9 protein-coding genes are annotated in these 14,256 nt (G+C 70.9%); 5 read left to right on the top strand and 4 right to left on the bottom strand.

The annotated features are described in order from the left end of the window. Window positions 1–30: 30 nt before the first annotated feature. Entirely contained in the window at window positions 31–1,455 is a 1,425-nt protein-coding gene (ngcE, locus tag ACZ597_RS19665; RefSeq protein ID WP_471331585.1) for an N-acetylglucosamine/diacetylchitobiose ABC transporter substrate-binding protein, read from the bottom strand. 321 nt (window positions 1,456–1,776) lie between these two features. Next, the gene (gene acnA / locus ACZ597_RS19670; protein ID WP_471331588.1) at window positions 1,777–4,491 is read right to left on the bottom strand and encodes an aconitate hydratase AcnA; all 2,715 of its coding nucleotides are present in this window, start codon (window positions 4,489–4,491) and stop codon (window positions 1,777–1,779) included. A 482-nt stretch (window positions 4,492–4,973) separates the two neighbouring features. Here acnA and ACZ597_RS19675 point away from each other — a divergent pair, with 482 nt between their 5' ends. The 4 genes from ACZ597_RS19675 (at window position 4,974) to ACZ597_RS19690 (ending at window position 9,918) form a co-directional block, all read left to right on the top strand. After that, window positions 4,974–6,503, top strand: a complete 1,530-nt coding sequence (locus ACZ597_RS19675) for a helix-turn-helix domain-containing protein (protein WP_471331591.1) — start codon at window positions 4,974–4,976, stop codon at window positions 6,501–6,503. A 406-nt stretch (window positions 6,504–6,909) separates the two neighbouring features. Further along, window positions 6,910–7,665: a hypothetical protein gene (locus ACZ597_RS19680; protein WP_471331594.1), complete on the top strand. Its 756-nt coding sequence runs from the start codon at window positions 6,910–6,912 to the stop codon at window positions 7,663–7,665. A 298-nt stretch (window positions 7,666–7,963) separates the two neighbouring features. After that, window positions 7,964–8,446 carry an excalibur calcium-binding domain-containing protein gene (locus ACZ597_RS19685; protein ID WP_471331596.1) on the top strand — a complete coding sequence of 161 codons (483 nt, stop codon included), beginning with the start codon at window positions 7,964–7,966 and terminating at the stop codon, window positions 8,444–8,446. 104 nt (window positions 8,447–8,550) lie between these two features. After that, on the top strand, window positions 8,551–9,918 hold the full coding sequence (locus ACZ597_RS19690; RefSeq protein WP_471331598.1) for a cytochrome P450: 1,368 nt from the start codon (window positions 8,551–8,553) through the stop codon (window positions 9,916–9,918). A gap of 6 nt (window positions 9,919–9,924) precedes the next feature. Here ACZ597_RS19690 and ACZ597_RS19695 read toward each other — a convergent pair whose 3' ends face one another. Together ACZ597_RS19695 and ACZ597_RS19700 are read right to left on the bottom strand one after the other, a co-directional pair. After that, window positions 9,925–10,497 (bottom strand): hypothetical protein, encoded by a 573-nt coding sequence (locus ACZ597_RS19695; RefSeq protein WP_471331601.1) that lies wholly within the window; start codon window positions 10,495–10,497, stop codon window positions 9,925–9,927. Window positions 10,498–10,533: 36 nt separating this feature from the next. Next, complete coding sequence (locus ACZ597_RS19700) at window positions 10,534–12,099, bottom strand: MFS transporter (RefSeq protein WP_471331604.1); 1,566 nt, start codon at window positions 12,097–12,099, stop codon at window positions 10,534–10,536. An 82-nt stretch (window positions 12,100–12,181) separates the two neighbouring features. Here ACZ597_RS19700 and ACZ597_RS19705 point away from each other — a divergent pair, with 82 nt between their 5' ends. Continuing rightward, complete coding sequence (locus ACZ597_RS19705; RefSeq protein WP_471331607.1) at window positions 12,182–14,245, top strand: S9 family peptidase; 2,064 nt, start codon at window positions 12,182–12,184, stop codon at window positions 14,243–14,245. The last annotated feature ends 11 nt before the right edge of the window (window positions 14,246–14,256 follow it).

Genomic DNA, 14,256 nt, shown 5'->3' on the forward strand with positions numbered 1-14,256 from the left:
TCCCTGATGACGCTGCCGTTGGACGTGGGGTCAGCTGCGGTGGTTGTTCTTGGCGTTGGGGTCCTTGGCAGCCTTGTCTACCGCAGCCTGGGCCCGCTTGATCCACTCCTTTGGCTGGATCCGCTGGGCCATCAGCTCATTGGACGCGTTCTGGATCTCGGAGTCCATCTCGCTGTACCAGTCGGGGTAGAGGTAGTTGAAGGTGTCGGCCCCGGCGGCCTTGACCGCGGCGACCGCGGACCGCGTGCCCGGCCGGAGCTTGACGCCCGGGTCGACGCCGTCCTTGACGACGGTGAGCGAGTTGGCCTGCTGGGCGAAGAGCGTCGACCATTCGCGGGAGAGCATGGAGCGCAGGAACTCCAGGCCGCCGGCCTTGTTGGCGGCCTTCTCGGGGACGACGAAGGCCTCGTTGGCGCCGGCCCGGATGGCGGTGAAGGGCAGCTTGCTGTCGGCGAGCACGGGCACCGGCAGGAACTTCATGTCGAAGTCGTCCGGGGTCTGCTTGAGCTGCTCGTTCTCCAGCCAGGAGCCGGAGGGGATGAAGGCGGCCTTGTACTGGTTCCAGGCGGTCTGGGACTCGGTGTGGGTCAGGCCGTTGGTGCCGGGCATGAGGTAGCCCTTCTCGACCACCTCGTAGACCGCCTCGACGGCGGCCAGGGCCGCGGGGTTGCCCTCGAAGGCGTTGGGCGCCAGGTTGTCGATGGCCTTCATGGCCTCCAGACCGCCCTTCTTGGCGATCAGGTCCATGATGACGACGTTGATGTAGTAGGGGTACTTCCCCTGGTGGGCCAGGCCGCCGATGCCGGCCTCCTTGGCCTTGGCGCAAATGGCCAGGAACTCGTCCCAGGTCTTCGGCTCGGTCCAGCCCTTCTCCTTGAAGAGCTTGCCGGAGTACCAGAGGCCGAAGACGGTGTAGACGTAGTTCAGGGCGACGAATTTGCCGCCCTGGCTCCCCTGTTCGACCGTGCCCGCGATCAGGGTGTCGCGGATCTTCTTGCCCGGGTCGTCGAGCGAGGGCGAGTCGAGGAGCGTGGTCAGGTCGGCGAGCTGGCCGCCCTTGGCCAGGACGTCGATCTTGATCATCTGGGCGCCGGAGTCGTTGAGGACGTCCGGCGGGTTGCCGGCGTTGAACCGGGGCTGGAGCTTGGCCGCGATCTCCTGGGTGGCCAGGTGGGAGCTGGTGGTGCCCCACTTCTTGTCGAACGCGGCCTCCCAGGCCTTCGCGTAGTCGTCGCCGAACCCGCCCTTGAAGATGACCACGTCGAGCTTCCCGCCCTTGGCGAGGCCGAAGGGGTTCTCCTTGGACACGGCCCCCTTGTCGGGGCCCTTCGTGGTGTCCTCACCGCCGGAGGCGCAGGCGGACAAGAAGCTCATCGTCGGCACGCTGATCAGGCCGAGCGCTGCGGAACGCTTGATCAGATCACGGCGGCCGAGGCCCTCACCAGTGGATCCCATGCTCATGTCCTCGCCTTCGTCAGATGTGTGAAGGAGGCCGGAAACAGCGGCAGTTGCCGTGCAGGCGGACATCGCCGCAGGTCCCCCGGCTTCCCCCGGCCCGGGGCCGCTCGTCGCGCGGTGGCCCGGACGGGCACAGGTATAGTCCACTTCCGCTCGGCTGAGCAAGATCGTGCACAAGGATCGTTCCCGGCTTTTCCGAGTTGAGACCTGTCCGTCACCTGAGACCGCCGCCGCGAAAAGCGGAAGGGCCGCACCCCCTTAACGGGAGTACGGCCCTATGGTGCCGACAGACGGCGGATCGCTCCGCCTGGCGCGCCCTTAGCCGCGGATGAGGTTCCGCAGGACGTACTGCATGATGCCGCCGTTGCGGTAGTAGTCGGCCTCACCCGGCGTGTCGATGCGGACGACCGCGTCGAAGGAGACACCGGTGTCGGTGGTGACCTTGACCGTGCGCGGGGTGGTGCCCTCGTTCAGCTCCTCCACACCGGTGAAGGAGAAGGTCTCCTCGCCGGTGAGGCCCAGGGAGGCCGCGGTGGCGCCCTCGGGGAACTGCAGGGGCAGGACGCCCATGCCGATCAGGTTCGAGCGGTGGATGCGCTCGTAGGACTCGGCGATGACGGCCTTGACGCCGAGCAGCGCGGTGCCCTTGGCCGCCCAGTCGCGGGACGAGCCGGAGCCGTACTCCTTGCCCGCCAGGATGACCAGCGGGATGCCGGCGGCCTGGTAGTTCTGGGAGGCGTCGTAGATGAAGGAGACCGGCGCGCCCTCGACGGTGAAGTCGCGGGTGAAGCCGCCCTCGGTGCCCGGCGCGATCTGGTTGCGCAGGCGGATGTTGGCGAACGTACCGCGGATCATGACCTCGTGGTTGCCGCGGCGGGAACCGTACGAGTTGAAGTCGCGGCGCTCGACGCCGTGCTCCGTGAGGTACTTGCCGGCCGGGGTGTCGGCCTTGATCGCACCGGCCGGGGAGATGTGGTCGGTGGTGACCGAGTCGCCCAGCTTCGCCAGCACGCGGGCGCCGGCGATGTCGGAGACCGGGGTGGTCTCCATCGTCATGCCCTCGAAGTAAGGGGGCTTGCGGACGTAGGTGGACTGCGGGTCCCACTCGAAGGTGTTGCCGGTCGGGATCGACAGCGCCTGCCACTGGGCGTCGCCCGCGAAGACGTCCTGGTAGGACTTGGAGAACATGTCCTCGCCGATGGCGTTCGCCACGACGTCGTTGACCTCGGCCTCGGAGGGCCAGATGTCCTTCAGGAAGACCGCGTTGCCCTCGGCGTCCGTGCCGATCGCGTCCTTGGTGATGTCCACCTTCATGGAGCCCGCGATGGCGTACGCGACGACCAGCGGCGGGGAGGCCAGGTAGTTCATCTTGACGTCGGGGTTGATGCGGCCCTCGAAGTTGCGGTTGCCCGAGAGGACCGAGGTGACCGCGAGGTCGTGCTCGTTGATCGCCTTCGAGATCTCCTCGTCCAGCGGACCGGAGTTGCCGATGCAGGTGGTGCAGCCGTACCCGACGAGGTTGAAGCCCATCTTGTCGAGGTACGGGGTCAGGCCGGCCTTGTCGAAGTAGTCGGTGACGACCTTCGAGCCCGGGGCCAGGGTGGTCTTGACCCACGGCTTGCGGGTCAGGCCCTTCTCGACCGCCTTCTTGGCCACGAGCGCCGCGGCGACCATGACGTAGGGGTTCGAGGTGTTGGTGCAGGAGGTGATCGCGGCGACGGTGACGGCGCCGTGGTCGATCTCGAAGGAGGTGCCGTCGGCCAGGGTGACCCGGGTCGGGCGGGTCGGCACACCGTTGGTGGCGGCCGGGGCGTCGGAGGCCGGGAAGGACTCCTTGCCCGCCTCGTCGGCGTCGTCGACGTAGTTCAGGACGTCGACCGCGAACTGCTGCGCGGCGTTGGCGAGGACGATGCGGTCCTGCGGGCGCTTCGGGCCGGCGATGGAGGGGACGACCGTGGAGAGGTCGAGCTCCAGCTTCTCGGAGAAGTCCGGCTCGGCGGCCGGGTCCAGCCACAGGCCCTGCTCCTTGGCGTACGCCTCGACCAGCGCGACCTGCTGGGCGTCGCGGCCCGTCAGGCGCAGGTACTTCAGCGTCTCGTCGTCGATCGGGAAGATCGCGGCGGTGGAGCCGAACTCCGGCGACATGTTGCCGATGGTGGCGCGGTTCGCGAGGGAGGTGGCGGCGACGCCCTCACCGTAGAACTCGACGAACTTGCCGACGACGCCGTGCTTGCGCAGCATCTCGGTGATGGTGAGCACCAGGTCGGTGGCGGTGGTGCCGGTCGGCAGCTCGCCGGTCAGCTTGAAGCCCACGACGCGCGGGATCAGCATGGAGACCGGCTGGCCGAGCATCGCGGCCTCGGCCTCGATGCCGCCGACGCCCCAGCCCAGCACGCCCAGGCCGTTGACCATGGTGGTGTGCGAGTCGGTGCCGACGAGGGTGTCGGGGTACGCCTGGCCGCCCCGGACCATGACGGTGCGGGCCAGGTGCTCGATGTTGACCTGGTGGACGATGCCGGTGCCCGGGGGGACGACCTTGAAGTCGTCGAAGGCGGTCTGGCCCCAGCGCAGGAACTGGTAGCGCTCCTTGTTGCGGCCGTACTCCAGCTCGACGTTCTGCGCGAACGCGTCCTTGGTGCCGAACTTGTCGGCGATGACCGAGTGGTCGATGACCATCTCGGCGGGCGAGAGCGGGTTGATCTTCGCCGGGTCGCCGCCGAGCTCCTTGACGGCCTCGCGCATGGTGGCGAGGTCCACGACGCAGGGGACGCCGGTGAAGTCCTGCATGATCACGCGGGCCGGCGTGAACTGGATCTCCTCGCTGGGCTGGGCCTGCGAGTCCCAGTTGCCCAGCGACCGGATGTGGTCGGCGGTGATGTTCGCGCCGTCCTCGGTGCGGAGCAGGTTCTCCAGCAGGACCTTCAGGCTGTAGGGCAGGCGGGCGGAGCCCTCGACCTTGTCCAGCCGGAAGATCTCGTACGACTCGTCGCCCACCTGCAGCGTGCTGCGGGCGTCGAAGCTGTTCGCCGACACGACAGTCTCCTTCATGCATGATCTCGCGCGTATAACCGCAATCCTGCCGCCACGCCCTGTGGCCAATCCGCTAAGGTAAGGCTAAGTTAGGTAACCCTTATCAGCGGGGGCGGCTGCGGTACGCCTTCGGCAGATATCTCGATGTCGAGATAACTCTAGTACATGTCCGGGGGCGGGGGCGAGGCGCGCACCTCGCGGCCCGCCGGAGCCGTCCACCGGGCGGCCGCTCCGGCATGCCCCGACACCGGCCGGGCGGGCGCCGGCGCATCGGCGCGACCGACGCCACTCCACACCAAAAGGGACGAGCGGCAATCCATCCCCGAAAGGTCGACGCAACGGGACAAAGGGGAGTTGACGCCGGGGTCGGCGGAGTCGGGGCGGCGCAAGCCCTGTTGGGCCGGACGTGGAATCTGACGGGTCGATAACACCCGTCCGCCACACCCCAGGCGATCCACATCTCATATCTGAGATACGGTGCACCCATGGCAGACGACTACCTCGTACGCATCGGCAAGCTCATCCGTGACGCCCGGCAGCACCGGGGCTGGACACAGAGTCAGCTCGCCGACGCCCTCGGCACGAGCCAGAGCGCCGTGAACCGCATCGAGCGCGGTAATCAGAACATCAGCCTTGAGATGATCGCCCGAATCGGTGAAGCGCTCGACAGCGAGATCGTCTCCCTGGGCTACGCCGGCCCGATGCACCTCCGTGTCGTCGGTGGCCGGCGCCTGTCCGGCTCCATCGACGTCAAGACGAGCAAGAACGCGTGCGTGGCCCTGCTGTGCGCCTCCCTGCTCAACAAGGGCCGCACGGTCCTGCGCCGGGTGGCCCGCATCGAGGAGGTCTACCGGCTCCTGGAGGTCCTGAACTCCATCGGCGTCCGCACCCGCTGGATCAACGACGGCGTGGACCTGGAGATCGTCCCGCCGGCCCGCCTCGACATGGACGCCATCGACGCGGACGCGGCCGTCCGCACCCGCAGCATCATCATGTTCCTGGGCCCGCTGCTGCACCGCCTGGACCAGTTCCGGCTGCCGTACGCCGGCGGCTGCGACCTCGGCACCCGCACCATCGAGCCGCACATGATCGCCCTGCGCCGATTCGGCCTGGACATCACCGCGACCGAGGGCATCTACCACGCCAAGGTCGAGGCGGGGGTCTCCCCCGACCGCCCGATCGTCCTGACCGAGCGCGGGGACACGGTCACCGAGAACGCCCTGCTGGCCGCGGCCCGCCACGACGGCGTCACCGTCATCCGCAACGCCTCCTCCAACTACATGGTCCAGGACCTCTGCTTCTTCCTGGAGGCCCTGGGCGTCAAGGTCGAGGGCATCGGCACCACCACGCTGACCGTCCACGGCGTGCCCGTCATCGACGCCGACGTGGACTACTCCCCCTCCGAGGACCCGGTCGAGGCCATGAGCCTCCTGGCCGCCGCGGTGGTGACGGAGTCCGAACTCACCATCCGCCGCGTCCCGATCGAGTTCATGGAGATCGAGCTCGCGGTCCTGGAGGAGATGGGCCTGGACCACGACCGCTCGGCGGAGTACGTCGCCGACAACGGCCGCACCCGCCTGGTCGACCTCACGGTCCGCCCCTCCAAGCTCGAAGCCCCGATCGACAAGATCCACCCGATGCCCTTCCCCGGGCTGAACATCGACAACGTCCCGTTCTTCGCCGCCATCGCCGCCGCCGCCCAGGGCAAGACGCTGATCCACGACTGGGTGTACGACAACCGGGCCATCTACCTGACCGACCTCAACCGCCTCGGCGGCCGCCTCCAGCTCCTGGACCCCCACCGCGTCCTGGTCGAGGGCCCCACCCGCTGGCGCGCGGCCGAGATGATGTGCCCCCCGGCCCTCCGCCCGGCCGTGGTCGTCCTCCTCGCCATGATGGCCGCCGAGGGCACCTCGGTCCTGCGCAACGTCTACGTCATCAACCGCGGCTACGAGGAACTCGCGGAGCGGCTCAACTCGGTCGGCGCCCAGATCGAGATCTTCCGCGACATCTAGGAAGACGGCCACAAGGTGACCGATTAGGCAGCGGCTTCCGTCGGCCGGTGCAGGATCCGTGCAACGGAAGCCGCATTGGCTGACGCGCCATCAGCGACGCGAGCGCACGCTTGAGGCCCCATCACTCCTCACCGAGGGCGATGGGGCCTCAGCCTTTTGAGCCTCCTTCGCCCAGATAAGCGCAGGCAGAAGGCCTCGCGGTAGCCCTGATCCCTCACACGCGAGCCCCCGCTCCGGCATCGCGCCGGCCGGCGGGGGCTTCCGCATGTCCATCTCAACCCATGATCGGCACTCCACATCTTTCAACAAAGTGTGTAGCTTGACCGCCGCTCGGAGCCGCAGCCACACCCCAAGGGCCCTTCCGCGTCACGACTCTCCACTCATCCCAAGCCGAGGAGAACCGGCCATGCACAGCCATGACGGCAGCCCTGCCATGCCCCCGAAGCCGGAGCACCCGCCCGGCGCGGCCCCGCACCCCGTGCCGTCGGGGAAGGGCAGGTACATCGTCCTCGGCGCCGGGATCACGGCGGGCGCCTTCGCGCTTCTGGCCATCGGAATCGGGATCGGCGCGGGCGGTGGCGGTGGCGCCGTGGGCACGGCGGCCGCGCCGGCCGGTCCGGCCCCGTCCTCCTCGCCCTCACGGTCCGCGCAGGCCATGCCCGACCTGGTCGGCAAGAACGTCGACCAGGCGGCGCTGCTCCTCAGCCCGTACGCGCTCGGCAGCATCGACCGCAAGAGCTCCTACACCGACGTCCCCCTCCCCCCGAGCACGGGCAACTGGATCGTCTGCGCCCAGAACCACCCCAAGGGCATGGTGATCACCTCGCCGCGGGACACGACGGTGCTCCTGCACATCACCGATCCCGCCACCCCGTGCCCGAAGCTGCTGGGCAACCCGCTCCATCCCACGCCCACTCCCTCCGTCGACCCTGACGTGGAAGCCGCCGTGGCCCGCGCCATCGCGCCCGGCGTCGCCAAAGAGCAGTGGAACAAGATGACGGCTGCCGAGCGGAAGGAGATGTGCGACTCGTACCGGACGCTCGGACCGGACTTGGTGAAGGCCTTGTTCCTGTCCGGGGTCAAGCCGGGAAACAGCGGCTACAAGTACAAGGACGTCCTCGGGGACGCGTTCATCGCCATGCTCAAGACCGAGTGCGCCTGACCGGCCGAAGGGTCGGCTCCGCCGGCGTGAGCCGCTGGAGCGGCGCTCGTATCCGACGGACGTGATGGGAAACCCCCTGACTCGGGCGGGGTGGCGCGCTTAGGCTGCGGCGGATCGCGTTGTTGATCTCGGGGGGTTGAGCGTGTTCCAGCGTCGGGGTTTCGCCGTGGCCGGTGTCGTGGGGGCCGTCGTGCTGTTGGCCGGCGGGTGTGGGGGTGGTGCGGCGAAGAAGGGCGCGGGGGGCTCGAAGCCCGGGGCTTCGGCGTCCGCTTCGGCCAGTCCTTCCGCTCCGGCGGTGATGCCTGCGGTCGTCGGGCAGAAGTTCACCGCCGCCGAGGCTCTCGTACGGCAGGTGGTCGGTACGCCGGTCGCCGCGCGCGGGGCGTACGCCGGCGTCGTCCCGGCCCCGGACCACGGACAGTGGGAGGTGTGCTTCCAGAACCCGGCGGCCGGCGCCGCGGTCACCGCCGACGCCGCCGTCGAGCTGTCCCTCGTCGCGCCCGGCACCTCCTGCCCGGCCACGCCCGGGGCGCCGTCGAAGCCCTCGGCGGCCCCGAAGTCCCCGTCCGTGCCGGCGCCCGCGCCCACCACCGCCAAGCCCAAGCCCGCCACCGAGGGACCGACCGACGGGTCCACCGGCGGCAGCGGCGCGGGCAGCAGCGCCTACTACAAGAACTGCGACGCCGCGAAGGCGGCCGGGGCGGCACCCATCCGGCGCGGCCAGCCCGGCTACCGCGAGGCCCTCGACCGGGACAAGGACGGCATCGCCTGCGACAAGTAGGCGACAGCGGTATTCGGCCGGATGGCTGATCGGGGGTCGATCCGGGCGGGGCGGGCGGGCAGAATCGCCCTCGTCGAACGGTGTACCAGGGGCGGGGGCGGCACATGACTGACGGGGCGCGGATTCCGGAACTGGAGGGGGTCCCGCTGCTCGGGTCGCTCTTCGACCTGAAGGCGGACTCCCTCGGGACCTACGAGCGGGCCCGGCAGCTGCACGGGGACGTCGTGCGGATCAGCGCCGGCCCGCCCGGGATGCGCGCCGATCTGTACTGCGTGTTCTCCGCGGAGGGCGCCCAGCGGGTGCTGGCCTCCGAGGCGGCCAACTTCCGCAAGGACAACGCCTTCTACCAGGAGCTCCGCGACTCCTTCGGCAACGGCCTGCTGACCAGCCAGGACGCCGACTACATGCGCCAGCGCCGGCTGGTCCAGCCGCTGTTCACCCGCAAGCGGGTGGACGGCTACGCCGGGGCCGTCGCCGCCGAGACCGAGGGCACGCTCGCCGCGTGGTCCGAGGCCCGGGACGGGATCGTCGACGTCTCCACCGAGATGACGCACCTCGCCCTGCGCGCGGTCTCCCGCATCCTGTTCGGCGCGGACGTCGACGCCACCGTGGACGTGGTGGACCGGTGCTTTCCGGTCATCACGGAGTACGTGCTGCGCCGCGGCTACTCCCCCGCCAACCTCCCGCGCACCTGGCCGACCCCGGGCAACCGCCGGGCGGCCGCCGCGCTGGACGAGCTGTACGACGTCTGCGACAAGATCATCGCCCAGCGGCTCGGGGCCTCGCCCGGGCAGCCGGAGGGCGAGGACCTGCTGACGCTGCTCGCCGGTGCGCGGAGCGAGGACGACGCCACCTTCGACCCCGCCGAACTGCGCGACCAGGTGCTCGTCTTCCTGCTCGCCGGGCACGAGACGACCGCCACCTCGCTGGCCTTCGCCCTGCACCTGCTCGGCCGCCACCCCGAGGAGCAGGCCCGTGCCCGCGAGGAGGTCCGGAGCGTACTGGGCGGGCGTACGCCCGAGGCCGCCGATCTGGAGCGCCTGCCGTACCTCACCCGGGTGCTCAAGGAGGCCATGCGGCTCTACCCCGCGGCTCCGGTGATCGGGCGCAAGGCCGTCGCCGCGACCGAGATCGAGGGCCACGCCGTCCCCGCGGGCGCCGACGTGATCCTGGCCCCCTGGGTCACGCACCGCCACCCCCGGTACTGGAGCGACCCGGAACGCTTCGACCCCGACCGCTTCGCGCCGGAGGCCGAGGCCGGCCGGCACCGCTACGCGTGGTTCCCGTTCGGCGGCGGCCCGCGCGCCTGCATCGGGCAGCACTTCTCGATGCTGGAGTCCGTGATCGCGCTGGCGATGCTGCTTCGGTCGTACGAGTTCGAGGCCGTGGACCGGGAGGTGCCGGTGAGCGCCGGCATCACCCTGCGGGCCCAGGGCCCGGCGCGCTGCCGGATCCGCCGTGCGGAAGCCTAGGGGGTGTCAGCGGTAGTCGTCGGGGTGGTCCTGCATCCAGGTGTTGATCTGGTCCCGGGTGCCGGTCAGGGCGCTCTGGTGCTTCTTCAGGTTCTCGAAGGTGCGGTCGCCGCCGAGTTCCTTGTCGAGCTTCGCGATGAGGGCGATCGGCTCGGGGAAGTGGCCCGGGCCCTTCCGGTCGGCCTTCATCGCGCGGTCCAGGCGGTGGAGTTCGTCGTAGACCCGGCCGAGGAAGTACGCGCAGTTGCCCGGGGTGCAGGAGTCGTCCAGGGTCGCCTGAAGGCCGGCGAAGGCGTCCCGGACGAGCTCGGGCGGGGTGGTGGGCAGGCCGCCCGCGGAGGCCTGGGCAGTGGGCTTGGCCGTGGGCGTCGTGCCCGGCGCGGGCGCGCCCGTACCGGCCGCGTCGGCGCTCGGGGACGCGGTGCCGGGGACCGGCGAGGAGGAGGCGGACGCGGGGGGTGACGAGGCCGACGAGGCCTTCGCCTTCGGCTCGGCGTCGTTCCCGCAGGAGACGGTCAGGGCCGCCAGGGTGACGGTCAGGGCTGCCGCGGCGGCGCCGCGCAGGGTCGGTCGGAACATCGGATTTTCCCCCCGGTCTTCGATGATCGGCAGAGCTTACCCGGCACCCTCCCCCGGGACGGCGGCCGGGGTGTGGTTGCCCTGGAGGCGTGCCAGGTCGGAGGGCCGGACCTGGATCGCGAAGACGGCGATGGCCGCGCCCACGAGGGTGAAGAGCGAGGCCGCGACGAAGGCCGCGCTGACTCCGGAGGTCAGCACCTGGTCGGCCCAGGGCCTGGGGAGCTGCCCGGTACGGGCGAAGAGGGCCTTCTGCTCGGGGCTCGCCGAGCCGAGGAAGGCCGGCACCTGTTCCTTGGCCGCGTTGCGGCTGGCGGTGCCGAAGACGGTGACCAGGATCGACAGTCCGAGCGACCCGCCGATCTGCTGCATCGAGTTGAGCAGTCCGGAGGCGGCGCCGGACTCCCGGTCGGGGACGTCGGACAGGGCCATCAGGGTCAGCGAGACGAACTGCAGCCCCATGCCGGTGGCGAACACGAGGATCGGGCCGAGGACGCTGCCCGCGTAGGTGGAGTGGACGTCGGTGAACGTCAGCCAGCCCAGTCCGGCGGCGCAGCACAGCGCGCCGGTGACCATGAAGGGCTTGGGCCCGTACTTCGGCAGCAGTTGGGAGGCGGTCCCGGCGGCGAGCGCGACCATCACGCTGACCGGGAGGAAGGCGAGTCCGGCGCGGAGCGGGCTGAAGCCGAGGACGTTCTGCACGAACAGGGTCAAGAAGAAGAACATGCCGAAGATCGCGCAGGCGAGGAAGAGCATGATCCCGTAGGTCCCGGCGCGGTTGCGGTCGGCGAACATGTGCAGCGGTGTGATCGGCTGGGGCGAGCGCCGCTCGTTGAGGACGAACAGGACCAGCAGGACCACCGCGGCGGCGAAGGAGCCGAGGGTGAACCCGTCGCGCCAGCCGTCCTGGGAGGCGCGGATGAAGCCGTAGACCAGGGCGACCATGCCACAGGTGCCCAGCAGCGCGCCGACCAGGTCGAAGTGCCCGGGGTGGCGCTCGGACTCGCGCAGGACCCGGCCGGCGAGTACGGCGATCAGCAGGGCGATCGGGACGTTGACGAAGAGCACCCAGCGCCAGTTGAGCCATTCGACCAGCACCCCGCCCGCGAGGAGCCCGATCGCGCCGCCGCCGGCGGAGACGCCGGCGAACACTCCGAAGGCCCGGTTGCGCGCCGGTCCTTCGCGGAAGGTCGTGGTGATCAGCGCGAGCGAGGTCGGGGAGGCGATGGCTCCGCCGACGCCCTGGAGGGCCCGGGCGGCCATCAGCTGGCCCGCGTTCTGGGCGAGGCCGCCGAGGAAGGAAGCCAGGCCGAAGAGCAGGACGCCGAAGACGAAGACGCGCTTGCGGCCGAGGATGTCCCCGGTGCGGCCGCCCAGCAGGAGCAGGCCGCCGAAGGTCAGGGTGTAGGCGTTGACGACCCAGGACAGGCTCTCGGTCGAGAAATTGAGGGCGGTCTGGATGTGTGGTAGCGCGATGTTCACGATCGTGATGTCGAGCACGACCATGAGCTGGCAGGAGGCGATCACGAAGAGGGCCAGCCCGTTTCCGCTCCCGCGGACCTTGCCGTCGGTCCCGTTGTTGTTCGGCAGTGCGTTCGGGTCCACTAGTCGACGCTAAGCCCGTGGACCATGGGTCACCACTCGAATGGCCTATGCTATGTGATATTGCACATGCCACAATAGGATCATGGACGAATTCCTCAGGCTCTCCGCCGACACCGCCCGGTTCACCCACGGCTCGCCCAGGGCCTTCTCGTTCGGCGACGACGGCCGCCTCCTCTGGTTCCTGCGCTCCACGGGCCCCACCGACGCCTTCGAGAGCCTCTGGATCCTCGACACCGCCACCGGCGCCGAAACCCGGCTCGCCGACCCGCGCGAGCTGTCCCCCGAGCCCGGTGAACTCCCCCTCGCCGAGCGCCGGCTGCGCGAACGCACCCGGCTGGTCGCCGCCGGGATCGGCTCGTACGCCCTCTCCGGCGACGGCCGCCGCGCCGTCTTCCCGCTCTACGGGCGGCTGTACGCGGTCACCGCCGACGGCGCCGGCGCCCCCGAGCCGGTCCCCGCCGCCGGCCCCGCCCTGGACCCGCGCCCGAACGCCGACGGCTCGCGCACCGCGTACGTCGCCGACGACGCCCTGCACGTCCACCCCGGCGGCCGGATCAGCCCCGACGACGGGGCCCGCTGGGGCCTCGCGGAGTTCGCGGCTGCCGAGGAACTCGGCCGCGCCCGCGGCCACTGGTGGTCCCCCGACGGGGTCACCCTGCTCGCCGCCCGCGTCGACGAGAGCGCCCTCCGGCGCCGCCACTTCGCCGACCCCGCGCACCCGGAACTCCCGGCCGAGGACTTCGCGTACCCCGAGGCGGGCGGCCCCAACGCCGACGTACAGCTGTGGGTGCTCGGCCCCGACGGCAGCCGGGTCCGGCTCGACTGGGACGCCCGGGCCTTCCCCTACGTCTCCGACGCGGGCTGGGAGTCCGAGACCGAGATCCTGCTGACCGTGCAGGACCGGCTCCAGCAGAACGTGCTCCTGCTCGGCGCCGACCCGGCCACCGGGCGCACCACGGAGCTGTCCCGCACCACACACCCCCAGTGGGTGGACCCGCTGCCCGGCACCCCGGCGCGGCTGCCCGACGGGCGGATGCTCACCGCCGCCGACACTCCCGGCGGGGCCGCGCGCGGCCTCGCCCTCGACGGGAAGCCCCTCACCGGCGAGGGGATACAGGTCCGCCGGGTGGCCGGGCTCCACCAGGGCCGGCTGCTCGTCGAGGCCGGACTCCGCGACCCCGCCGAGCAGCAGGTGCTGCTGCTGGACCCCGACAGCGGGGAGCTGACCCCGCTCGCCGACGGACCCGGCGTGCACGACGCCTCCGCCTCGGCCGGGACCCTGCTGCTGACCAGTGCCGGCACCGACGGGGTCCGGCGTACCGTACGCACCCCGGACGGGCGCGAGTTCACGCCGGCCGACCTGTCCGCCCCGCTCCCGTACCGGGTGGAGCCGGTCCTGGAGCGGGTCACCGAGCTCGGGATCCCGACCTCCCTGGTGCTGCCCCGGGGCCACGTCCCCGGCCGGCGGCTGCCGGTGCTGGTGGACGGCTACGGCGGCCCCGGCTTCCAGGACGTGTCCGCCGAGCCGCGCCGCCGGCAGGCCCGGCAGTGGTGGGCCGACCAGGGCTTCGCCGTGGTCACCGCCGACAACCGGGGCACCCCGTACGTCTCGCCCGCCTTCACCCACGCCATGTACCGGGGCTTCTCCGAGGTGACCCTGGACGACCAGGTCGCGGCGCTGCGGGCGCTCGGCGAGCGCCACCGCGACCTCGACCTCGGCCGGGTCGGGATCCGCGGCTGGTCCTACGGCGGCTACCTGTCGGCGATGGCGGTGCTGCGCCGGCCGGACGTCTACCACGCGGCCGCCGCCGGGGCCGCGCCGACCGACTTCCGGCACTACGACACCGCCTACACCGAGCGCTACCTCGGACTCCCGCAGGAGCACCCCGAGGTCTACGAGCGGGACTCCCTCGTTCCGGACGCGCCCCGGCTGACCCGGCCGCTGCTGCTGGTCACGGGCCTGGCCGACGACAACGTCCACCCCTCCCACACGCTGCGGCTGTCGCAGGCCCTCACCGACGCGGGCCGCCCGCACCAGCTGCTGGCCCTGCCCGGGGTCACGCACATGGCCCCGGGCGGGACACGGGAGAAGGTCATGGCGCTGGAGCTGGAGTTCTTCCGCCGCGAACTGGGCCTCCCCGGCTGAGGGGCGGCGGA

This window comes from Streptomyces sp. NPDC040718 (assembly GCF_055593565.1).